This is a genomic window from Inhella sp., assembly GCF_027532025.1.
GTDB lineage: Bacteria > Pseudomonadota > Gammaproteobacteria > Burkholderiales > Burkholderiaceae_C > Inhella.
This window is the reverse complement of the sequence record NZ_JAPZSY010000017.1, coordinates 13579-33040: the sequence shown is the minus strand read 5'-3', so window position 1 is coordinate 33040 and position 19462 is coordinate 13579. Positions and strand designations below refer to the sequence as shown.

Sequence of the window (19462 nt, the reverse complement as noted above, 5' to 3'; positions counted from 1 at the left end):
GCAACGCCGCCAGCGTGCTGCAGCGCGGTGCAATCGGCTGTGTAGCGGTGTCGCCCAAGCGGTGAACAGCGCCGTGGGCTCAATCCGATGATGGAGCGAAAACTGGCAGGCGGAGGGAAGCGGTCAACTGCCGTTTCTGGGTTCCGGGGCAACAAGCAGGCGCTGCCAAGCAAGCCCTGCGCGCACTGCGGGCGTGAGATGACTTGGCGCAAGGCCTGGGCCAAGACCTGGAGCGAGGTGAAGTTCTGCAGCGAGCGCTGCCGCCGCGAAGCCAAGGCCGCACGATGAGGCATCTTGTTCTTGTTCTTGGCGACCAGCTCGACGAAGCCGCCAGCGCCTTCGACGACTTCGACACCGCGCAAGACGCCGTGTGGATGGCCGAGGTGGCCGAAGAGAGCACGCATGTCTGGAGCAGCCAGCCGCGCACGGCGCTGTTCCTGGCGGCCATGCGCGCCTTTGCGCAGTCCTTGCGCGAGCGCGGCTGGCCGCTGCACTACCAGCACCTGGACGACGCGCAGGCCGCGCCCAGCCTGGCCGAGGCCCTGGCGCGCGACATTCGCGCGCTGCAGCCCCAAACCTTGGTGATGACCGCCCCCGGCGACTGGCGCGTGCTGCAGGCCTTGCGCGGCGTGGCGAAGGACTTGGGCTTGCCGCTGGACCTGCGCGACGACCGCCACTTCTTTGCCACCGTGCGCGAATTCGCCGCCCACACGAAGGGCCGCAAGCAGCTTCGCATGGAGTACTTCTACCGGGAGCAGCGCGCCAGGCACCGTGTGCTGTTGGACGAGGCTGGCGAACCCCTGGGTGGGCAGTGGAACTTTGATGCCGAGAACCGCGAGGCCTTCGGGCCGCAAGGCCCGGGCTTGGTGCCCCCTGCGCCGCGCTTCGCGCCCGACGCGCGCACGGCCGGCGTGCTGGCCCTGGTGCGCGATCGCTTCGCCGCCCACCCGGGGCAGCTCGACGACTTCGCCTGGCCCGTCACCCGCGCGCAGGCCCTGCAGGCGCTGGACGACTTCATCGAGCACCGCCTGCCGCAGTTCGGCCTGTGGCAAGACGCGATGTGGCCGGGCGAGCCCTTTCTCTGGCACAGCCTGCTGGCCAGCAGCCTGAACCTCAAGCTCATCACCCCGCGCGAGGTGGTGGCCAAGGCCGAAGCCGCGCACCGCGCCGGCCACGTGCCCCTGGCCGCGGCCGAGGGCTTCATCCGGCAGATCTTGGGCTGGCGCGAGTACGTGCGCGGCATCTACTGGACGCAGATGCCCGACTACGCCGAGCGCAACGCGCTCGACGCGCAGGCCGAGCTGCCGGCTTGGTACTGGACGGGCGAGGTGGGCATGGCCTGCCTGCGCGACGCCATCGGCCAGACGCTGCGCCACGGTTACGCCCACCACATCCAGCGCCTGATGGTGACCGGCCTGTACGCGCTGCTGCTGGGCGTGCGACCGCAACGCGTGCACGAGTGGTACCTGGCGGTGTACGTGGACGCCGTGGAGTGGGTGGAACTGCCCAACACCCTGGGCATGAGCCAGTTCGCCGACGGCACGCTGCCCGACGGCCGGCCCGCGCCCTTCGGCGCCATGGCCAGCAAGCCCTACATCGCCAGCGGCCAGTACATCCAGCGCATGAGCGGCGGCGCGGCCTGCCAAGGCTGCCGCTTCAAGCCCGCCAAGCGCACGGGGCCCGACGCCTGCCCGTACACGACGCTGTACTGGGACTTCCTGCTGCGCCACGAGGCCCGCTTTGCCAAGCACCCACGATTGGCGCTGCAAGTGAAAAACCTGGCCCGCATGGATGAGGCGGAGCGCAAGGTCATTCGCCTGCAGGCCGAAGCCTGGAAGGCCGGAGGGAGTGGCCTGTGATGACGCTCAGCGTGGATCTGGACCTGAGCCCCGCCACCGCCCGCGAACGCCTGGCCCGCGTGGACGCTGCCGCTTACGCCGCCACCCGCAACCACCTGCAAGGCGCGGTGTCGGGCCTGTCGCCCTGGATCGTGCATGGCGCCTTGAGCCTGCGCGAGGCCTTGGCCGCGGTGCACGCCCGCACGCCGCTGCCGCTGGACCACCGCTGGGTGCAGGAACTGGCCTGGCGCGGCTTCTTCCAGCACCGCTTGATGCGCGAGCCCGACACCGTGTGGCACAGCCGGCACGAAGGCCCGCTGCCCGAGGGCGAGTACGCCGCAGGAGTCTGCGCGGCAGAAGGTCAGGCTGGCGTGGCCCCTGGGCCGGCGCAGGCTCGGAGCGACGCCGCCGTGGACGCGTGTCCAAAAGAAGGAGCGACAACGCTTGCGCCGGATCCAGGGGCCACCCTTCGGGCCGAGCCCCGGGGGCGACAAGCGTCGTTGCTGGCTCCTGACGTGGCCCGCCACGCGGCGTCGCCAGCGCCTAGCCTGTCGCCCCCGGGATCTCGGCGACAGCCTGACCTTCTGCCGCGCAGACTCCTGGATGTGCCTGCCGACGTGCGCGAGGCCCGCACCGGCCTGGCCGTCATCGACCAGGCCGTGCGCACCCTGGCCACCACCGGCTGGCTGCACAACCACGCCCGCCTGTGGCTGGCCAGCTACCTGGTGCATGGCCGCCGCGTGCACTGGCGCGCCGGGGCCGATTGGATGTTGAGCTGGCTGATGGACGGCGACGTGGGCCCCAACCACGGCTCCTGGCAGTGGGTGGCCGGCACGGGCAGCCACAAGCCTTACCTGTTCAACGCCGACAACGTGGCCCGGTTCGCCCCCGCCGATTGGCAGGTGCCCGGCTCGGTGCTGGACACCGGCTACGACGTGCACGAAGCCCGCGCCCGGGGCGGCAAGCCCCCGCTGCCAGCCGGGCGCGGCGGCGAGGCGGTGGCCGAACCCATGGTGAGCCACACGCCCCCCGCCTCGACCGTCCAAGCCAATTGGGGCCCGGACCAGCACGGCCGACGCGTGTGGTTGGCCCACCCCTGGGCCCTTGGCGACCCGCCGCCCGGCTTCGATGCCGTTGTTGCGCTGTGGCCGCTGGAGGCGTGGGCACACATCGCTTGGCGCGCCGAGCGCTGGGCGGCCGTTGCGCAGCGCCTGAAGGCCCTCACGCCCTGGCAGTGGGTGGGCCCGGCTGAGAGCTTGGTTGAGCGGTTGGCGGGCGCTCACACGTCGGGTTTCGACCATCCAGGCCTTCCCGAGCCCTTGCGCGCTTTGCTTGATCGGCCGGCCGATTCACTGTTCCCCGAGCTGGACCGCCCCGACGCGCCAGTGGCCAGCTCCTTCAGCGCTTACTGGCGCTTGGGTACGCGGCGCCTGCGCCAAGTCGATGAACTGCTGGCCGGCGCCTAAGGCCCAGGCGCCCGCGGCCGCATCGTGCCGAAAGCCTGGGGCAGCGCCCGTAGCCTGCAAGCGGGCCAAATGAGGTTGGCCGGGTGGCCCCCCAGCGCGCGGTCACGCTGGTGGAGTTGCTGCAACAAGGCCTGGTGATCGGGCGCGCCTTCCCAGTGGGCCAGTTTTTTCAGTGCTGCGGTGGGCACCAAGGGGTGGGGCGTGCCCGTCTGGCGCGCAAGCGCCAAGATCCCTTCCGGCGTTCGACAGGCCTCGAGCAGGGGCAGCAGCCCCGTGTCCAGGCTGGGCCTGAAGGCGGCCAACACGCGCTCGAGTTCGGCGCGGGTGCGCACCAGCACCCGCGTCTCGCTTGTGGGGCGGCCGTGGCCCCAACTCTGCGGCTCATGCGGTGGCGGCACCAGCGGGAACGCGTTGCCCGGTCCGTCCAGCATCTCGGGCAGCCAAGGTCGGATCGCACAGCGCACGCTGAAGCCGGGCCCTGTGCCGCTGGGCGTGCTGCCCTGCAAAAAATGACTCAGGCTCCAGGACTGGAGGCCGCCTGCGGTGAGCCGGGCGAACTCGGTGGCTTCGGCACTGCGCGAGCGTTCAACAAAGCCTTGGGCCGTGAACCAGGGGCCCAGATGGCGCAGCACGCGGGCCTGCATCCACAGGTTGTCGCTGTCCATGGGCTCGAGCCCTTGAGGGCCCTTGGCCAGTAGGGCGTCCTGGAAAGCCGGCAGGCGCCGCCGCTGTGCGATCCAGGCGCGGGCCTGCTCGTCAGGGCCCAGCTCTTGGGGCTTTGGCTGGGCCTCCAGCCAAACGCCAGCAGCTTTCAAGGGCCGCGGCAGCAAGTCGCTCGGCCGGATCGGCTGCTGGCCATCCAGCGTCAGCTTGTGACGCAGTGGGTGGTAGCAAACGCCGGCCTGCTCGTCGTACACCGCCAAGCCCAGGGCCAAGGCCCCGGCCACCAACAGCGGCACCAGCTCGGCGCTGAATGGCTGCGGCACGCCCACCCTGCGCACCGGGCCGGTGAGCAACCCATCGTCCAGCCCTTCAAAGCGCATGCCGGCCAACGCGGGCTCGTCGGCCAGCGCGCTGGTCAGTGCCTTGCGCAAATGCGCAAAGCCCTCGGGGTCGGGCCCGCTTTCAGCGCTCAACCGGGACTTGGCGGCTTGGGCGTCGGCCAGAGAGGTGGGCAGCGGTCGCTCCCAGATGTGCAGGGCATGGCTCATGGCGGCCCAGCATAGCGAGGCAGGCTCCGCCGGCCCCGTGCCCCGTGTGGCACGAAGATCGTGCAGCACGAACTTCGTGTTCCACGAACTTCGTGCATACTCAGGCCATGCGCAACGTCACTGTCACCATGGAAGACGCCGTCGCCGACTGGGCGCGGATGGAAGCGGCCCGCCGCAACACCAGCGTGTCGCGCCTGGTGGGCGACATGCTGGCCGACAAGATGCGCCATGACGACGCTTACGAGCGCGCCATGCGTGAGGCCTTGGAGTTCAAGAGCTTCGGCGAGTCCAGCGGTCGTTACCTCAGCCGCGACGAGATCTACGACCGTAACGCCCGATGAGCACGCCGGTTCTGGTGTTCGTCGACACCAACGTCCTGCTCTACGCCTTTGACGACCGCGAGCCGGTCAAGCGCGACGCCGCCCGCGCCTGGCTGCGCGCCTGCTGGGCCCAGCGCTGCGGCCGCGTCAGCAACCAGGTGCTGCACGAGTTCTACTGGAACGCTCGCAAGAAGTTTTCCAGCGCACTGTCGGCCGGCGATGCGCGTGCCGAGGTGCGCCGCTACCAGCTCTGGCAGCCCTGGCAGACGGACCACGCCACGGTCGAATCGGCCTGGGCCGTGGAAAGCCGCTGGGGCCTGAGCTACTGGGACGCCCTGGTGGTGGCCGCCGCCCAGCAGCAGGCCTGCACCCACCTGCTGACCGAAGACCTCCAGCACGGCCAAACCATCGACAGCCTGCGGATCGTCAACCCCTTCCTGCAAGGCCCGGAACTGCTCGATGAATTCGCCGCTTGATGTCTTCCGCGACGACGTACGCGCCCTCCACGCCTACGCCGTCCAGCCCGCCGCCGGCTTGGTGAAGCTGGACGTGATGGAGAACCCCTTCCCGCTGCCCGCGGCGCTGCAGGCCGAACTCGGCCAGCGCCTGGGTGCCGTGGCCCTGAACCGCTACCCGGCCGAGCGCACCGAAGTCCTGCGCAGCGCGCTGGCCCGCCATGCCCGACTGCCGGCTGGGGGCGCGCTGATGCTGGGCAACGGCTCCGACGAACTGATCAGCCTGCTCACCCAGGCCATCGCCAAGCCGGGCGCTTGCGTGATGAGCCCGCTGCCCAGCTTCGTCATGTACGCGATGAGCGCGCAGTTGCTGGGCGTGCGCTTCGTGGGCGTGCCCTGCCGGGCCGACGACTTCCAGCTCGACCGCGAGGCCATGCTCGCCGCCATCGCGGCCGAAAAGCCGGCGCTGCTGTGGCTGGCCTACCCCAACAACCCCACGGGCACGCTGTGGGACGCGGCCACCATCGACGCGCTGGTGGAGGCCATGGCCCTGGACGGCACCAACCCGGGCTTGGTGGTGATGGACGAGGCCTACCAGCCCTTCGCCGCGAACGACTCGCTGCACCGCCTGCGCCAGCCCCACGTGCTGGTGATGCGCACCATGAGCAAGTTCGGCCTGGCCGGGGTGCGCATCGGCTACCTGATGGGCGACGCCGCCTTGGTCGCCGAGGTGGAAAAACTGCGCCCGCCCTTCAACGTCAGCGTGCTCAACACCGAGGCCGCGCTGTTCGCGCTGGAGCACGAGGCCGAGTACGCCCGCCAAGCCGCCCAGATCCGCGCCCAGCGCGAGCGCTTGTTCACGGCGCTGCAAGCCCTGCCGGGGGTCACGCCCTTTCCCAGCCAAGCCAACATGGTGCTGGCCCGCTTCCCCGATGCCGCCGCCACCTTTGCCCTTCTGAAGGCCAAGGGCATCTTGGTGAAGAACGTGAGCGCGATGCACCCGATGCTGACAAACTGCCTGCGCCTGACCGTGGGCACGCCCGACGAAACTTCCCAGCTCATCCAGGCTTTGACATGACCCGCACCGCCACCGTCCAGCGCAACACCGCCGAGACGCAGATTCGCGTCGAACTGAACCTCGATGGCACCGGCCAGGCGCATTTCGTCACCGGCATCGGTTTCTTCGACCACATGCTCGACCAGATCGCCCGCCACGGCCTGATCGACCTGTCGATCGATGCCAAGGGCGACCTGCACATCGACGGCCACCACACGGTGGAAGACGTGGGCATCACGCTGGGCCAGGCTTTCGCGCAGGCCTTGGGCGACAAGCGCGGCATCACCCGCTACGGCCACGCCTACGTGCCGCTCGACGAAGCCCTGAGCCGCGTGGTGCTGGATTGCTCCGGCCGCCCGGGTCTGCACATGGACGTGACCTTCACGGCCGGCAGCATCGGCCAACTGGACACGCAGCTGGTGTTCGAGTTCTTCCAGGGCTTCGTGAACCACGCTGGCGTGAGCCTGCACATCGACAACCTGAAGGGCCACAACGCGCACCACCAGTGCGAGACGATCTTCAAGGCCTTCGCCCGCGCGCTGCGCATGGCCGTCACGCCCGACCCGCGCGCGGCCGGCACCATCCCCAGCACGAAAGGCAGCTTGTGACCAAGACCGTGCTCGTGCTCGATTACGGCATGGGCAATCTCCGCAGCGTGGCCCAAGCCGTGCAGGCGGCCTCGGCCGACACCGGCGTCAGGGTGGTCGTCGGTCACGACCCGCAGCAGGTGCGCGATGCCGACCGCATCGTGCTGCCCGGCCAAGGCGCCATGCGCGATTGCATGGCCCACTTCGCCGACAGCGGCGCCCAGCAGGCGGTGTTGGACGAGGTGGCGAACGGCAAGCCGCTGATGGGCGTGTGCGTGGGCATGCAGATGCTGCTGCAGCGCAGCGAAGAGCAAGACACCCCGGGCCTGGGCCTGTTCCCGGGCGAGGTGAAGCGCTTCCGGCTGGAGGGCCGCCTGCAGCCCGACGGCAGCCGCTTCAAGGTGCCGCAAATGGGCTGGAACCGCGTCGACATCGCCCGACCCCACCCCGTGTGGGCCGGCGTGGCCAGCGGCAGCCACTTCTACTTCGTGCACAGCTTCCATGCGGTGCCGGCCCAGAGCCATCATGTGGCCGCCACCACCACCTACGGCGACGCGTTTGCCTGTGCCATCGCACGCGATACCATTTTTGCCACGCAATTCCACCCGGAAAAGAGCGCCGCTGACGGGCTCCGTCTTTACCGAAACTTCTTAACCTGGAATCCATGAGGCCCCCAGTCTCCCTGCCGGTCGCCACCCCCCAAGGGGGCGCACGCGGGCCTGGGGTGGCCCTGCGCCCGCTTCTTCGCAACGCTTCTTCACCATGCTGCTGATCCCCGCCATCGACCTCAAAGACGGCCATTGCGTGCGCCTTCAACAGGGCGACATGAACGCCTCCACCACCTTCGGCGAAGACCCTGCGGCCATGGCCCGCCGCTGGCTGGACGCGGGCGCGCGTCGCTTGCACCTCGTCGACCTGAACGGCGCCTTCGCGGGCAAGCCGGTCAACGAGGCGGCGGTAAAGGCCATCCTCAAGGAAGTGGGCGATGAGATCCCGGTGCAGTTGGGCGGCGGCATCCGCGACCTCGACACCATCGAGCGCTACCTCGACGACGGCATCAGCGCCGTCATCGTGGGCACGGCAGCGGTGAAGAACCCCGGCTTCATCCGCGACGCTTGCACGGCCTTTGGCGGCCACATCTGGGTGGGCCTGGACGCGAAAGACGGCAAGGTGGCCACCGACGGCTGGAGCAAGCTCTCTGGCCACGAGGTCGTGGACCTGGCCAAGAAGTTCGAGGACTACGGCATCGAAGGCGTGATCTACACCGACATCGGTCGCGACGGGATGCTCAGCGGCATCAACATCGAGGCCACGGTCAAGCTGGCTCAGGCCCTGACCATTCCCGTGGTGGCCAGCGGCGGCCTCAAGGGCTGGGCCGATATCGAAGCCCTGTGCAAGGTGGAAGACGAAGGCATCAGCGGCGTCATTTGCGGCAAGGCGATCTACACCGGCGCGCTCGACTTGGCCGATGCCCAGGCCCGGGCCGACGCGCTGCGCTCCTGAAACCTGTTCGACCCACTGAGAGCCACCATGAGCCGTTTGCTGTCCTCCACCCTCCTGTCCTTTGCCGTGGCCTTGTCGGTCTCGGCCTTGAGCCCCGTTTCCGCGCAAGCCCAATCGCGCACAGGCGGCGCCCACGCCATCCACGCCAAGCCCGCGGCCAAGCAGGCCCATGCGGTGAAGAAGAAGGCGACGGTCAAGAAGACGCACAAGAAGACACAGAAGAAGGCCGTCAAGAAGAAGTCCGGTGTGGGCAAGAAGCTCAAATCCATTCGCTGATCGATCCTCCTCTGGCTGGCCGGCGCTGACGCTGGGCTGGCCTTCGTCCATGCTCGCCAAACGCATCATTCCCTGTCTCGACGTCAAGGACGGCCGTGTCGTCAAGGGCGTCAACTTTGTGGGCCTGCGCGATGCGGGCGACCCCGTCGAAGCCGCCGCCCGCTACAACGAACAAGGCGCCGACGAGCTGACCTTCCTCGACATCACCGCCACCAGCGACGGGCGCGACCTGATCCTGCCCATCATCGAGGCCGTGGCCTCGCAGGTCTTCATCCCGCTGACCGTTGGTGGCGGGGTGCGCGAGGTGGCCGACGTGCGCCGGCTGCTCAATGCCGGGGCCGACAAGGTCAGCTTCAACTCGGCGGCCGTGGCGCGGCCCGAACTCATCCGCGAGTGCGCCGACAAGTACGGTTCGCAGTGCATCGTGGTGGCCATCGACGCCAAAAAGAACCCCAATGGGGAAGGCTGGCACGTCTTCACCCACGGCGGCCGCAAGGACACGGGCCTGGACGCCGTCGAGTGGGCCCGCACCATGCAGGCCATGGGCGCGGGCGAGATCCTGCTCACCAGCATGGACCGCGACGGCACGCGCGCTGGTTTCAACCTGCCATTGACCCGCGCCGTGAGCGACGCGGTGGACATTCCCGTCATCGCCAGCGGTGGCGTGGGCACGCTGCAGCACTTGGTGGACGGCATTCGCGAGGGCGGTGCTGACGCCGTGTTGGCGGCCAGCATCTTTCACGACGGGCAGCACACCGTGGGCGAAGCCAAGGCCTTCATGCGCGCAGCGGGCTTGGAAGTCAGGTTGTGAGCCCCCACGCTGCGCGGCTGCGCTTGCTTGCGTCATGACCAAGTCCGGCGAAGTTCGCATCATTGGCGGTGTGTGGCGCCGCTCCAAGCTGCCGGTGCTCAACCTCCCCGGCTTGCGCCCCAGTGGCGACCGCCTGCGCGAAACGCTCTTCAACTGGTTGCCGCACGACCTGAGCGGCTGGCGCGTGTTGGACGCCTTTGCCGGCAGCGGTGCGCTGGGCCTGGAGGCCGCTTCGCGAGGCGCGACGGTGCACTTGGTGGAGCGCGAGCCCAAGGCCGCCGCCAGCTTGAAGCAGGTGATCGCCAGGCTGCAGGGCGCCGGCGACCGGGTGACCCTCATCGTCGGCGATGGCTTTGCCGCCTTGGCTGGCCGCTGGGACTTGGTGTTGATCGACCCGCCGTTCGAGGCCAACGGGTTTGCCAAGGCCTTGAGCGCGGCGGCCGGTGCGGGCTGGATTTACCTGGAAGCTCCCGCGGCCTTTGAGCCCCCCGCGGGCTACCGACTGCACCGCCACCTCAAAGCAGGTGCCGTGCACGCCCACCTGTTTGCCCGGGACAATTGAAGGCCGAGAGGGGGCGCCGTCGCGCCGTCCGCTGAAACCCAGACCCGCCATGAAAGCCATCTACCCCGGCACCTTCGACCCGCTGACCCTCGGGCACGAAGACATCCTGCGTCGCGCCGCACGCTTGTTCCCGCAGGTGGTGTTGGCCGTGGCGGTGGCGCACCACAAGAAGACCCTGTTCAGCCTGGACGAACGCCTGGCCATGGCGCGCGAGGCGATGGCCGGTGTGCCCAACCTCGAAGTCGTGGCCTTCGAGGGCCTGCTCAGTCACTTTGTTCAGGCGCAGGGCGCCCAGGTGGTGGTGCGAGGCATCCGCGCGGTCAGCGATTACGACTACGAGTTCCAGATGGCTGGCATGAACCGGCAACTGATGCCCGACGTGGAGACCGTGTTCCTGACGCCGGGCAACGACTACCAGTTCGTCAGCGGCACCTTCGTGCGCGAGATCGCGCTGCTGGGGGGTGATGTGAGCAAGTTCGTCAGCCACGGGGTGTTGCAGCGCTTGGCGCAGAAGCGGAGCGGCTGATGGCGCTGAAGATCACTGATGAGTGCATCAACTGCGACGTCTGCGAGCCGGCCTGCCCCAACCAGGCCATCTCGATGGGCCCGGAGTTTTACGTCATCGACCCGGCGCGTTGCACCGAATGCGTGGGCCATTTCGACGAGCCGCAGTGCGCCATGTTGTGTCCGGTGGCCTGCATCCCGAAGGACCCCGCCCACGTCGAAAGCCACGAGACCTTGGTGCAGAAGTACCTCCGCTTGACGGCCGAAGCCGCAGCACCCGCTACAGGAACTCCGTCGCGTTGAAGGAACTGTCCGGGTAGGCGGTGTAGAGGTCGCGCACCGCATCCAGGTGTTCTTCCAGCAGCGAGACCAGGCGCGGGTCGAAATGCAGGCCGCTTTGGCTGACGATGTAGTCGACGGCGGTGTCGAAATCCCACCGCTGTTTGTACACGCGGTCGCTCACCAGGGTGTCGAGCACATCGGCCAGTGCCACGATGCGACCGGCCAGCGAGATGTCTTCGCCAGCCAGGCCTTGCGGGTAGCCTTGGCCGTCCCAACGCTCGTGGTGCTCCAGCGCGATTTGGGCACCCAGGCGCAGGATGGGGCGCTGGCTGCTGCACAACAGCTCGTGCCCGATGGCCGCGTGGCTTTGCATGCGCTCCCACTCGCCGGCGTGGAGCTTGCCCGGTTTGACGAGCAGGTGGTCGGGCACGCCGACCTTGCCAAGGTCGTGCAAGGGAGCGGCTTGGCGGAGGTTTTCGACTTCGGTTTCCGGCAAGCCCCAGGCGCGGGCGAGCAGGGCGCTCATCTCGGCGATGCGTTGCACGTGGGCGGTGCCTTGCAGGCTGCGGCGCTCCACGGCGCCGCTGAGCAGCAACACGGTCTCGCGCTGCGTGTCCTGCAGTTCTTGGCGCAGCAGCAGGCTTTCGTAGGTGACGGCCACGTTGGCGCAGAAGATCTCGAGCAGCTCCCGCGCCTCGTCCTCCAAGGGCTGTTGGAGGTCCAGATACAGCAGGCTGACGTTGCCGCTGCTGGTGCGATAGAAGCCGACGAAGTGGTTGCCATCGAACAGGCTGCGTTGTTCGCGTTCGGCGCGATCGAAGGCGTACTGCACGCTGTGCGGCAAGTCCGCCAAGTGCTCGGCCTCCATCAGGCCAACGTAGTCCTGCGTGGCAGCGAGCACGTGCAGGCGACCCTCGACGTGAGCCGCTGCCCAGGCATTGACGCGGTTGGCGTAGAGGCCACTGCCTTCCAAGCCCAGCATTCGGCACAACTGCTCCAGCACCGCCGAGGCAAAGGCTTGGATGCCGCCGGCGTCGTGGATGTGCCGCACCGCCTCGATGGAGCGGCGCAGTGCCGTGCGGCTGCGTTCGATGGCGACGATGTCGCGGTAGCTGCGCAAGGCCGAGAAAAAGGTGGTGACCAACTTGCGCTTGGTCAGCTCGGTCTTTTCCTTGTAGTCGTTGATGTCGTAGTCCTGGATGACCCGTTCTTCGGGCGCTTGGCCGGGCTGCCCCGTGCGCAAGACGATGCGGGAGCGGGTGTTGCGCAGGTCTTCGCGGATCTCGCGAGCCAGGTCGAGGCCGGCGGTCTCGGTCTCCATCACCACGTCAAGCAGGATCAGCGCGACGTCGTCGCGCTCGCGCAGCACCTCGCGGGCTTGTGCGGCGCTGTAGGCGTGCAGGAACTTCAAGCCCCGCCCGGCAAAGCGGAAATCGCCCATCACCAGGGTGGTGACCTCGTGCACCTGGGGCTCGTCGTCCACCACCAGAACGATCCAGGGTGTCCATTCGGCGGGCAGGTCGGCGGCAGCGGTCTCAGGGGCGAAGTCGAAATCGGCGTCGTCGGTCATGGGCGTGAGGCGTCAGCGCGAGCGCAACCATGATGCCAGAGGGGATTTCGCCAGCAGACCCGATTCAGCCTTCGACTGAGGGGGGGCGTGACGCGCTCAGGCCGGCAGGGCCAGCCAGCCGTCGGCGTCGGCCACGAAGCGCAAGCGATGGCCAAATGCCTGTTGCAGCGCCTCGCGGGCGGCGGGGTCGCCAGCGGGCCCATCGTGGAGGACGCGGCCTTCGTGCACCACCCACAAGCGGTCAGCGCGCAGGGCCAGGTGCAGCTCGTGCAGCACGCTGCAAACGGCGCGACCCTGCTTTGCCAGCGCGCGCATCAGGCGCAACCAGTCGGCCTGATGGGGGCTGTCGAGGTGGGTCAGCGGCTCGTCCAGCAGCAACACGGGCGCCTCGACGGCCAGTGCCCGCGCCAACAGCACGCGCTGGCGTTCGCCTGCCGACAGGCTGTGCAGGGGGCGCTGGCGCCAGGGCAGGGCGTCGACGGCGCTGAGCGCGGCGTCCACCGCCTGCCGGTCGGCCTCGCTGGCCAGACCCATCCAGCCTTGGTGGGGCAGGCGGCCCAACATCACGGCTTCTTCGGCGCGCAACTCGGTGCCCGTGCCGTCCAACTCGGCTGGGCCCAGCCACGCCAGACGCTGGGCGCGTTGCCGGCGTGACAGCAGGGGCCAGGGGGTATCGCCGAGACGCAGCGACCCTTGGATGGGCAGCAGCCCGGCCAGGACGCGCAGCAGGGTGCTTTTGCCCGCGCCGTTGGGGCCCACCAGGGCCACCCACTCGCCGGGTCGCAGCGTGAGCTGCATGGCGTGCAGCACCTCCCGCTCGCCGAGGCACAGGCGGTCCAGGCTCAAGTGCAGGGTGGGGGTCATCGGGCGGCCCCCGTGCTGTGCGCCAAGCGGCTCAGCAAGTAAGCCCCGCCCAACAAGGCTGTGGGCAGGCCCACGGGCAGCTCGATGGGGGCCATCACCCACCGGGCCACGATGTCGGCCGCCAGCAGCAAGGCGCCGCCGCTCAAGGCCGACAGCGGCAGCAGCCAACGGTAGCGGCTCACGCCCAGGGCCCGCACCGTGTGGGGCGCAACCAGGCCGACGAAGGCGACCAGCCCGCACTGCGCCACCGCGGCGCCGCTGCACAGGGCGAGCAAGGCCAGCAGCAGGGCGCGCGTGCCGTCCAGCGGCAGACCGAGGCTGCGCGCGGTGGCCTCGCCCAGGCCCAGCGCATCCAGGGTGCGGCTGCCCACCAGGGCGGCGGTCAGGGCCAGCGCCAAGAGCGGCAGGCTTAGCGCCACCTGGGGCCAGCCCAACAGGCTGGTGCTGCCCAGCATGAACTGCTGCATGGGCCGCAGGGTGCTCGGATCCAACAAGGTCAGCCCCTGTGTGGCGGCTGCCAGCACGACCCCGACGATCACGCCCGCCAGCAGCAGCCGGGGGGTGTGCGACACCCCGCGGCTGAGCAGCACCGTCAGGCCCAAGGCCCCCCAGGCGCCGGCGAAGGCCGCCAAGTTCAGGCCCCAGCCGCTGCCGGCCAGCAGGGCGCCCGCGCTGTTGCCGGCCAGCACCAACGCCAGGGCCACGCCCAAGCTGGCACCCGCGCTGGCGCCCAACAGGTAGGGGTCGGCCAGGGGGTTGCGGAACAGGCCTTGGGCGATGGCGCCCGCCAGCCCGAGCAGCGCGCCGCAGCCCCAGGCGGCCAAGCTGCGGGGCAGCCGCAGCTCGGTGACCAGGCTCGGCGCGGCCCACAGCGCCGCGTCCAGGCCGTGGGCTCCCACGCTGGCGCCCAACACCAACAAGGCGGCGCAGGTGAGCGACAGGGCGAGGGCCAGGGGGAGGGGACGCAGGCTCATGGGGCGCAAGCTCGTGGGGCCCGGATGATCTCGCCGCCGGTCAAGGTGCGGGAAGGGCGGCGATGCAGCGCACCAACGCCCTGGCGGCTTCGCCCATGCGGGGGCCTGGGCGGCCCACGACTTCGCCGTCGTCTCGGGGCAGCGCGCACACGCGGCCTTGCCGCACGGCCGGCAATCGCGCCCAGCCCGGCCGCGCCGCCAGGTTAGGCGCTTCGCGCTGCCCCACGACGATGAGCTCGGGCTGCGCGCGCAACACGAATTCCGGGTTGAGCTGCGGGAAGGTGCCGAGCGCTGCCGGCACGATGTTGCGCAGGCCCAGGCGCGCCAGCAAGGCGCCGATGTACGAGGCCTCGCCGGCCGCGAAAGGCGTGGGGTCGACCTCGAAGTACACGGAGCGACCCCGCCAGGCCGCCGGCAATGGCGCGGCGGCGGCGTCCACCTCGCGCAGCATCTGCGCCCACACCTGCTCGGCCCGCGCGGGCTCGCCCATCAGCGCGGCCAGGTGGCGCAGCAGGCGATGCATCTCGGGCAGGCTTTGTGCGTCCAAGGCCAGCACCGGTACGCCCAGTTGCGAGAGCCGGTCGTGCAGGCGCGATGCGGGCAGCAGCAGCACGAGGTCGGGCTTGAGGCCGACGATTTGCTCGAGCGACGCCTCGCCCAGCCCACCGAGCTTGGGCAGGCTTTGCACCGAGGCGGGGTGGTTGGAAAAACGGTCCACCCCCACCAGACGGTCGCAGCCGCCCACCGCGCACAGGCTCTCGACGATGGACGGGCCGATGGCCACGATGCGCTGGGGCGGCGCGGGCAGGGTCACCCGCCGCCCCAGGTCGTCGGTGTGGGTCAGCGGGGCGGCGCTCAGCAGGGTGTGCAGGCTCAGGCCGAGCGCGGCCCAGGCCGCGCGCCAGACGCCTGCCGCGTGCCGCCCGGCCATCACCAGCGGCTGCGCAGGCCCACCAAGAGGCTGCGCGGGGTGACGGCGTAGCCGCGGGCCAGTGCCTGGGCCTGCTGGGTGGCGTTGCCGAGCTGGGCTTCCAGCGCCCAGTCGCGGTGGAACTGCCAGCGCGCGTCCAGGTCGAGCTGAACGTAGCCGCCCAAGCGCCGCGTGTTGGCGGCGTCGTCGAAGCGGGCGCTGCTCAGCAGGGCGTGGGCGCCGACGCTCCAGCCGGGTGCCGGCTGCCAGTCCAGACTCAGCCGACCATGTCGCTCGGCCCGGCGGGCCAGACGCTTGCCGGTGACGGCGTTGGTCGGGTCGCTCCAATCGGCGCTGGCGCGCCAGCCCAGGCTGCTGCCCCAGCGGCCATCGGCGCGCAGGCTCAGGCCTTGCAGTGTGGCGCGGGCCACGTTCTCGTAGCAGCCGAAGGCGCTGGCACAAGGGCCGGCGGCGCCGAAGCCGATCAGGTCTCGCACCGTCTGGCGGTAGGCCGTGAGCGAGGCGCGGATGTCGCCGTCTTGCCAGCGCAAGGCCAGCTCGGCGTTGCGGCTGCGCTCGGGGCGCAGGCTGCGAACGCCGTAAGGACTGGCCAGTTGGTACACCGTGGGCGAGCGGAAGCCAGTGCCCGCGCTGCCGGCCAGGCGCCAACCGGGCGCCAGCGTGACCGAGGCACCCAGGAGCCCGGTGTGAACCGTGCCGTGCTGGCTGTCGCGGTCGCGCCGAGCGTTGAGTTGCACCGTGTGCGTGGGGTCGGTGAGGCTCCAGCCCAGGCCCAGGCTGTCGAGTTGACGCTCGGCCCCGGCGCCGCTCAGGCCAGCGTCGCGCAGCCGGTCGTCCCGTCGTTCCAGCACGGCTTGCCACTGCTGGCCGCGTTGTGGCGTCCAGAAGGCCACGATGCCGCTCTGGCGCACCCGGGTGTCGGCCTGGTAGCTGAAGTTCGGGATGGCGTAGCGGTCGCGGCTCTCGCCGGCCTGCACCTCAGTGCGCAGCGCGCTCGACCAAGCGCTTTGCCAGCCGAGTTGCACCGCCGTTTGGCGTTGGACGTCGCGGTCGTCGGCGTTGGCGTCCCAGCCATCGAACTGCGTGCGTGTGCGAGCGGCACTGACGGTGGCGTCCAGTGTGTGTCCCTCGGCCACGGTCGCGCCGGCCCGCAGCGTGGCGCTGCGGCGCTGCCAACCGTCGCGGTCCGGGCTCCAGGCGAAGCCGCTGGGGTCGGTGCTGGCGTTGAAGCCAGTGGCGCGCTCGTGCAGCAGGCCCAAGCGGCCGTGCAGCCCGCCATCGCGCCCGCCGACGGACGCCTCGACCCGGCGCTGACCCAAGTTGCCGGCGGCGAGCAGGGCCTCGCCCTGCACCCCCGCGCTGCCCTGGCGGGTGAACAGTTGCACGACGCCGCCGATGGCGTCGCTGCCGTACAAGGCGCTGGCCGGGCCGGACACGATTTCCACCCGCTCGATGTCGGTCAGGGCGATGCCCGACCAACTGGCGCCGCCGGTGGCTTGAGAGTCGATGCGAACGCCATCGAGCAGCACCACGGTGTGCCGGGAATCGGCGCCGCGCAGGTAAACGGAGGTGCTGGCACCCGGGCCGCCGTTGCGGCTCATCTCCAAGCCGGCCTCGCGGCGCAGCAGGTCGGCCAAGCCGCCGATGCCCAAGCGTTCGATGGCGGCGCGGTCGATCACTCGCACATCGGCCACGGCTTGGCTCAGGCGTTGGGGGGTTCGCGCCGCGGTGACGACGACGGGGTCGAGGGCGGCGAGGGTTTGGGCGTGGGACGGGCAGGCCGCCACCGCCGCCCCAGTCAACAGGGACAGGCGGAACAGGCGCGAAGTGCGCCAAACAAGGATGGACATGGTGAAACAGCGAACGAGGCCGCGCGCGAACATCCCCGTTCGCTGCGGCGACACGGGCTCGGCACTCAGGTCCCGAGCCCCCGTTGTTGGCCGGTCTCCGGGCTGACGGCGCCAACCCGACCGCCTTCCCAGCGCTGACGCACCAGTGGCTGTGGTCGGGCCGAGGGGCGGGGTGCGAATCCCGATCCTGGCCGCTTACCGTTGCGGGGACAGCTCGGGTTGGGTTGCCGGCCGCTGGCCATCCACCCCCCCGATTCCCGTTCAACTGCGACCCCCGGGCGGGCGTCGCGAGCACCAACGGCCAGCATTGTGCCGCTTGGCGATCAGGGCTTGGAGGCTGGGTCCGCCGGGGTGGGCTTGGGCCGCTGCGGGCGTTGGGCGGGCTTGGGGCCACGTGCATGCCGCACGCGGGGCTCCGGCTTGGGGGGGCGCGCCTCTGGCGCGGCCGGGGGTGGCGGGGGCGGTGGGCGGGGCGTGTTGGCCCGCAGGGCCGCCCGTTCGGCCGCCTCGCGTTCCTTTTGCTGCTGCGCGGCCCGCGCCTGCTCGGTCCGGGCGCGTTGCGCGGCGGCGCGGCGGTCGGCCTCACTGGGTTGATCGAAGCCCACGGCCGAGGCCTCGGCCTCGGGGCCACAGGGACGATCGCTCACCGTGTTGCCGCAGCGGTAGATGGGGCGTTGCTCGCGGCGGGTTTGCGCCAGCGCGCCGCCTCCCAAGGCCATGCCACCCGCCCACAGGCACCAGAGCCGACGATTCATGATGGCGAGCCTGCGGTGGTCGGGCTGGGCGCATTGGGTTTGGGGGGCTTCGGGCGCGGCGGCTTGGCATGCAGCTTTTGCAGCGCCGCGTCCATTTGGCCGGCCAGCAGCAGGGGCAGCACGGGCAGGGTTTTGTCGATGCACGCTTGCAAGAGCTCGCGCTCGGTGGCCGGTGCACGGCGGAGCACGTAGCCGGCCACGGCGTCTTTCTGCCCCGGGTGACCGATGCCCAGGCGCAGGCGCCAGAAGTCGCCACTGCCCAACTGCGCCTGCATGTCCTTCAGACCGTTGTGGCCGCCCGTGCCCCCGCCCTTCTTGAGCTTCATCTCGCCCGGTGGCAGGTCGAGCTCGTCGTGGGCGACCAGGATCTCGTCGGGCTGCACCTTGAAAAACCGAGCCAGCGCCGCCACCGATTTGCCGCTCAGGTTCATGTAGGTTTGTGGCTCCAGCAGCCACACCGGCCCTTGGGGGCCATTCGCCCTGGCTGCCAAGCCAAAGTAGCTGCGCTCGGGCTGCAAGGTGACCTTGAGTTCGCGGGCCACCGCGTCCACCCAGGCGAAGCCGGCGTTGTGTCGCGTGTCGTCGTATTCAGCGCCAGGATTGCCCAGGCCCACCAGCAGTTTGAGCATCGCGGGATTATCCCGGGGCGAGGGGTGGATGCGCGGCTGGAATACTCCGGGCCTGTTGCCTCTTGGGAAGGTCGGTCGGTGCCCTGGTTTCGAGCCCATTCTTCGGCAGCTTGGATGGCCATGGTGGCCAGCGGCGAGCGATTGCGCGCCGTGGCCGTGTTGCCGCAAGCGGGTCAGGCGCGGCCGCGCGTGGCCTGGGCGTGGGAAGGCCTGTGGCCGAGCGATGCGCCCGGTCAGCGCGCCGCACTGGCGGCTTTGACCCGCGCGCATGGCCACACTCGGCGGGTTTGGGTGCTGCCGCCCGAGCACTACCGCATCGTGGCGGGTGAGGCACCGGCCGATGTGCCGCCTGAAGCGTGGCGTGACGTGCTGCGATGGCAGCTCAAGGGCCAGGTGGACTTCGACGTGGCCGACGCGTCCATCGACCTGCTCACCCTGCCGGGCGATCGCCATTTGCAGCGCCGAAAGCAGCTGTTGGCGGTGCTGGCGCCCCACGCAGCGTTGCGCCCGGTGGTGCACGCCGCGGTGGCGGCCAAGGCCCCGCTGACGGCCATCGACATCCCGGAAACCGCCTTGCGCAACCTCAGTCACCGCGTGGCCCCCGAGGGCAGGGCCCAGGCTTTGCTCAGTTTCAGTGCCGGCACGGGGAGTCTGGTCGTCACGGCCGGCGAGGACTTGGTGATGTACCGCCAGATCGACGTGACCGCCGATTCGCTGAATACCGAGGACGACGCCCGTCGCGAGGCAGCGCTGGATCGCATCGGCCTGGAAGTCCAGCGCACGCTGGACAGCTTCGACCGCTTGCACAGCCATCTCAGTTTGGCGCGACTGCTCGTCGTTCCCGGCCCAGGCATGGCCGCCCTCACCGAACACCTGCGAACCCTCACCTACGTCCCCGTGCTGCCCTTCGACCTGGCCGAAGCCCTGGACCTGAGCGCCACGCCAGAGCTGAGCGGTGCTCGCGCGGCGCCTTGGCTCCTGGCTTTGGGCGCTGCGCTGCGGATGGACTGATCGCCC

23 protein-coding genes and 1 riboswitch are annotated in these 19462 nt (G+C 70.0%); of the genes, 15 read left to right on the top strand and 8 right to left on the bottom strand.

The window, feature by feature from the left end:
• The first annotated feature begins 90 nt into the window (after positions 1–90).
• The 3 genes from O9335_RS03820 to O9335_RS03810 are packed head-to-tail and all read left to right on the top strand — an operon-like array spanning position 91 to position 3304.
• Positions 91–288 (top strand): DUF2256 domain-containing protein, encoded by a 198-nt coding sequence (locus tag O9335_RS03820; RefSeq protein ID WP_298383806.1) that lies wholly within the window; start codon positions 91–93, stop codon positions 286–288.
• A complete protein-coding gene (locus O9335_RS03815) occupies positions 285–1859 on the top strand; it encodes a cryptochrome/photolyase family protein (RefSeq protein ID WP_298383804.1) in 1575 nt (524 codons plus the stop codon). The genes O9335_RS03820 and O9335_RS03815 overlap by 4 nt, the downstream gene beginning before the upstream one ends.
• A complete protein-coding gene (locus O9335_RS03810) occupies positions 1859–3304 on the top strand; it encodes an FAD-binding domain-containing protein (RefSeq protein ID WP_298383802.1) in 1446 nt (481 codons plus the stop codon). Before O9335_RS03815 ends, O9335_RS03810 begins: the two co-directional genes overlap by 1 nt.
• On the opposite strand, the gene O9335_RS03805 is transcribed toward O9335_RS03810, so the two are convergent.
• Positions 3301–4515: a hypothetical protein gene (locus O9335_RS03805; protein WP_298383799.1), complete on the bottom strand. Its 1215-nt coding sequence runs from the start codon at positions 4513–4515 to the stop codon at positions 3301–3303. The two genes, O9335_RS03810 and O9335_RS03805, sit on opposite strands and share 4 nt — an antisense overlap.
• A gap of 107 nt (positions 4516–4622) precedes the next feature.
• Here O9335_RS03805 and O9335_RS03800 point away from each other — a divergent pair, with 107 nt between their 5' ends.
• The 11 genes from O9335_RS03800 to O9335_RS03750 all read left to right on the top strand — a co-directional run bounded on the left by O9335_RS03800 (position 4623) and on the right by O9335_RS03750 (position 10893).
• Positions 4623–4856 carry a CopG family transcriptional regulator gene (locus O9335_RS03800; RefSeq protein ID WP_298383796.1) on the top strand — a complete coding sequence of 78 codons (234 nt, stop codon included), beginning with the start codon at positions 4623–4625 and terminating at the stop codon, positions 4854–4856.
• Positions 4853–5311: a PIN domain-containing protein gene (locus O9335_RS03795; RefSeq protein ID WP_298383793.1), complete on the top strand. Its 459-nt coding sequence runs from the start codon at positions 4853–4855 to the stop codon at positions 5309–5311. Before O9335_RS03800 ends, O9335_RS03795 begins: the two co-directional genes overlap by 4 nt.
• The gene (gene hisC / locus O9335_RS03790; protein WP_298383790.1) at positions 5295–6368 is read left to right on the top strand and encodes a histidinol-phosphate transaminase; all 1074 of its coding nucleotides are present in this window, start codon (positions 5295–5297) and stop codon (positions 6366–6368) included. Before O9335_RS03795 ends, hisC begins: the two co-directional genes overlap by 17 nt.
• Positions 6365–6955 (top strand): imidazoleglycerol-phosphate dehydratase HisB, encoded by a 591-nt coding sequence (hisB, locus tag O9335_RS03785; RefSeq protein WP_298383788.1) that lies wholly within the window; start codon positions 6365–6367, stop codon positions 6953–6955. Before hisC ends, hisB begins: the two co-directional genes overlap by 4 nt.
• Positions 6952–7602: an imidazole glycerol phosphate synthase subunit HisH gene (hisH, locus tag O9335_RS03780; protein ID WP_298383785.1), complete on the top strand. Its 651-nt coding sequence runs from the start codon at positions 6952–6954 to the stop codon at positions 7600–7602. The genes hisB and hisH overlap by 4 nt, the downstream gene beginning before the upstream one ends.
• Before the next feature lie 94 nt (positions 7603–7696).
• The gene (gene hisA / locus O9335_RS03775) at positions 7697–8437 is read left to right on the top strand and encodes a 1-(5-phosphoribosyl)-5-[(5-phosphoribosylamino)methylideneamino]imidazole-4-carboxamide isomerase (RefSeq protein WP_298383782.1); all 741 of its coding nucleotides are present in this window, start codon (positions 7697–7699) and stop codon (positions 8435–8437) included.
• A 27-nt stretch (positions 8438–8464) separates the two neighbouring features.
• Positions 8465–8713 (top strand): hypothetical protein, encoded by a 249-nt coding sequence (locus tag O9335_RS03770; RefSeq protein ID WP_298383779.1) that lies wholly within the window; start codon positions 8465–8467, stop codon positions 8711–8713.
• Positions 8714–8762: 49 nt separating this feature from the next.
• On the top strand, positions 8763–9524 hold the full coding sequence (gene hisF, locus O9335_RS03765; protein ID WP_298383777.1) for an imidazole glycerol phosphate synthase subunit HisF: 762 nt from the start codon (positions 8763–8765) through the stop codon (positions 9522–9524).
• Positions 9525–9558: 34 nt separating this feature from the next.
• Positions 9559–10086 carry an RsmD family RNA methyltransferase gene (locus O9335_RS03760; protein WP_298383775.1) on the top strand — a complete coding sequence of 176 codons (528 nt, stop codon included), beginning with the start codon at positions 9559–9561 and terminating at the stop codon, positions 10084–10086.
• Between the two features lie 49 nt (positions 10087–10135).
• Positions 10136–10612 carry a pantetheine-phosphate adenylyltransferase gene (gene coaD, locus O9335_RS03755; protein WP_298383773.1) on the top strand — a complete coding sequence of 159 codons (477 nt, stop codon included), beginning with the start codon at positions 10136–10138 and terminating at the stop codon, positions 10610–10612.
• Positions 10612–10893: a YfhL family 4Fe-4S dicluster ferredoxin gene (locus O9335_RS03750; RefSeq protein ID WP_298383770.1), complete on the top strand. Its 282-nt coding sequence runs from the start codon at positions 10612–10614 to the stop codon at positions 10891–10893. Before coaD ends, O9335_RS03750 begins: the two co-directional genes overlap by 1 nt.
• On the opposite strand, the gene O9335_RS03745 is transcribed toward O9335_RS03750, so the two are convergent.
• From O9335_RS03745 to pth, 7 genes are all read right to left on the bottom strand, one after another.
• Positions 10871–12442, bottom strand: coding sequence for a DUF3369 domain-containing protein (locus O9335_RS03745; protein WP_298383767.1), 1572 nt, complete (start codon positions 12440–12442; stop codon positions 10871–10873). The genes O9335_RS03750 and O9335_RS03745 overlap by 23 nt on opposite strands.
• Positions 12443–12538: 96 nt before the next feature.
• Positions 12539–13306 (bottom strand): ABC transporter ATP-binding protein, encoded by a 768-nt coding sequence (locus tag O9335_RS03740; RefSeq protein ID WP_298383764.1) that lies wholly within the window; start codon positions 13304–13306, stop codon positions 12539–12541.
• Complete coding sequence (locus O9335_RS03735; protein ID WP_298383762.1) at positions 13303–14280, bottom strand: iron ABC transporter permease; 978 nt, start codon at positions 14278–14280, stop codon at positions 13303–13305. Before O9335_RS03735 ends, O9335_RS03740 begins: the two co-directional genes overlap by 4 nt.
• A 40-nt stretch (positions 14281–14320) precedes the next feature.
• A complete protein-coding gene (locus O9335_RS03730; RefSeq protein WP_298383760.1) occupies positions 14321–15211 on the bottom strand; it encodes an ABC transporter substrate-binding protein in 891 nt (296 codons plus the stop codon).
• The gene (locus tag O9335_RS03725) at positions 15211–17061 is read right to left on the bottom strand and encodes a TonB-dependent siderophore receptor (RefSeq protein WP_298383757.1); all 1851 of its coding nucleotides are present in this window, start codon (positions 17059–17061) and stop codon (positions 15211–15213) included. The genes O9335_RS03730 and O9335_RS03725 overlap by 1 nt, the downstream gene beginning before the upstream one ends.
• A gap of 70 nt (positions 17062–17131) precedes the next feature.
• Positions 17132–17375: riboswitch (cobalamin riboswitch) on the bottom strand.
• Positions 17376–17384: 9 nt separating this feature from the next.
• Entirely contained in the window at positions 17385–17816 is a 432-nt protein-coding gene (locus O9335_RS03720; protein ID WP_298383754.1) for a hypothetical protein, read from the bottom strand.
• Complete coding sequence (pth, locus tag O9335_RS03715; RefSeq protein ID WP_298383751.1) at positions 17813–18445, bottom strand: aminoacyl-tRNA hydrolase; 633 nt, start codon at positions 18443–18445, stop codon at positions 17813–17815. Before pth ends, O9335_RS03720 begins: the two co-directional genes overlap by 4 nt.
• A gap of 78 nt (positions 18446–18523) precedes the next feature.
• Here pth and O9335_RS03710 point away from each other — a divergent pair, with 78 nt between their 5' ends.
• A complete protein-coding gene (locus O9335_RS03710; RefSeq protein WP_298383748.1) occupies positions 18524–19456 on the top strand; it encodes an agglutinin biogenesis protein MshI in 933 nt (310 codons plus the stop codon).
• Positions 19457–19462 lie beyond the last annotated feature (6 nt).

Excerpts from the sequence above, each read along its gene's own strand:
- O9335_RS03800 (WP_298383796.1), top strand. The coding sequence starts at position 4,623 with ATGCGCAACGTCACTGTCACCATGGAAGACGCCGTCGCCGACTGGGCG.
- O9335_RS03735 (WP_298383762.1), bottom strand. The coding sequence starts at position 14,280 with ATGAGCCTGCGTCCCCTCCCCCTGGCCCTCGCCCTGTCGCTCACCTGC.
- O9335_RS03815 (WP_298383804.1), top strand. The coding sequence starts at position 285 with ATGAGGCATCTTGTTCTTGTTCTTGGCGACCAGCTCGACGAAGCCGCC.
- hisF (WP_298383777.1), top strand. The coding sequence starts at position 8,763 with ATGCTCGCCAAACGCATCATTCCCTGTCTCGACGTCAAGGACGGCCGT.
- hisC (WP_298383790.1), top strand. The coding sequence starts at position 5,295 with ATGAATTCGCCGCTTGATGTCTTCCGCGACGACGTACGCGCCCTCCAC.
- O9335_RS03720 (WP_298383754.1), bottom strand. The coding sequence starts at position 17,816 with ATGAATCGTCGGCTCTGGTGCCTGTGGGCGGGTGGCATGGCCTTGGGA.
- O9335_RS03820 (WP_298383806.1), top strand. The coding sequence starts at position 91 with ATGGAGCGAAAACTGGCAGGCGGAGGGAAGCGGTCAACTGCCGTTTCT.
- O9335_RS03750 (WP_298383770.1), top strand. The coding sequence starts at position 10,612 with ATGGCGCTGAAGATCACTGATGAGTGCATCAACTGCGACGTCTGCGAG.
- coaD (WP_298383773.1), top strand. The coding sequence starts at position 10,136 with ATGAAAGCCATCTACCCCGGCACCTTCGACCCGCTGACCCTCGGGCAC.
- O9335_RS03760 (WP_298383775.1), top strand. The coding sequence starts at position 9,559 with ATGACCAAGTCCGGCGAAGTTCGCATCATTGGCGGTGTGTGGCGCCGC.
- pth (WP_298383751.1), bottom strand. The coding sequence starts at position 18,445 with ATGCTCAAACTGCTGGTGGGCCTGGGCAATCCTGGCGCTGAATACGAC.
- O9335_RS03745 (WP_298383767.1), bottom strand. The coding sequence starts at position 12,442 with ATGACCGACGACGCCGATTTCGACTTCGCCCCTGAGACCGCTGCCGCC.
- O9335_RS03795 (WP_298383793.1), top strand. The coding sequence starts at position 4,853 with ATGAGCACGCCGGTTCTGGTGTTCGTCGACACCAACGTCCTGCTCTAC.
- O9335_RS03740 (WP_298383764.1), bottom strand. The coding sequence starts at position 13,306 with ATGACCCCCACCCTGCACTTGAGCCTGGACCGCCTGTGCCTCGGCGAG.
- hisA (WP_298383782.1), top strand. The coding sequence starts at position 7,697 with ATGCTGCTGATCCCCGCCATCGACCTCAAAGACGGCCATTGCGTGCGC.
- O9335_RS03725 (WP_298383757.1), bottom strand. The coding sequence starts at position 17,061 with ATGTCCATCCTTGTTTGGCGCACTTCGCGCCTGTTCCGCCTGTCCCTG.
- hisB (WP_298383788.1), top strand. The coding sequence starts at position 6,365 with ATGACCCGCACCGCCACCGTCCAGCGCAACACCGCCGAGACGCAGATT.
- O9335_RS03805 (WP_298383799.1), bottom strand. The coding sequence starts at position 4,515 with ATGAGCCATGCCCTGCACATCTGGGAGCGACCGCTGCCCACCTCTCTG.
- O9335_RS03770 (WP_298383779.1), top strand. The coding sequence starts at position 8,465 with ATGAGCCGTTTGCTGTCCTCCACCCTCCTGTCCTTTGCCGTGGCCTTG.
- O9335_RS03730 (WP_298383760.1), bottom strand. The coding sequence starts at position 15,211 with ATGGCCGGGCGGCACGCGGCAGGCGTCTGGCGCGCGGCCTGGGCCGCG.
- O9335_RS03810 (WP_298383802.1), top strand. The coding sequence starts at position 1,859 with ATGACGCTCAGCGTGGATCTGGACCTGAGCCCCGCCACCGCCCGCGAA.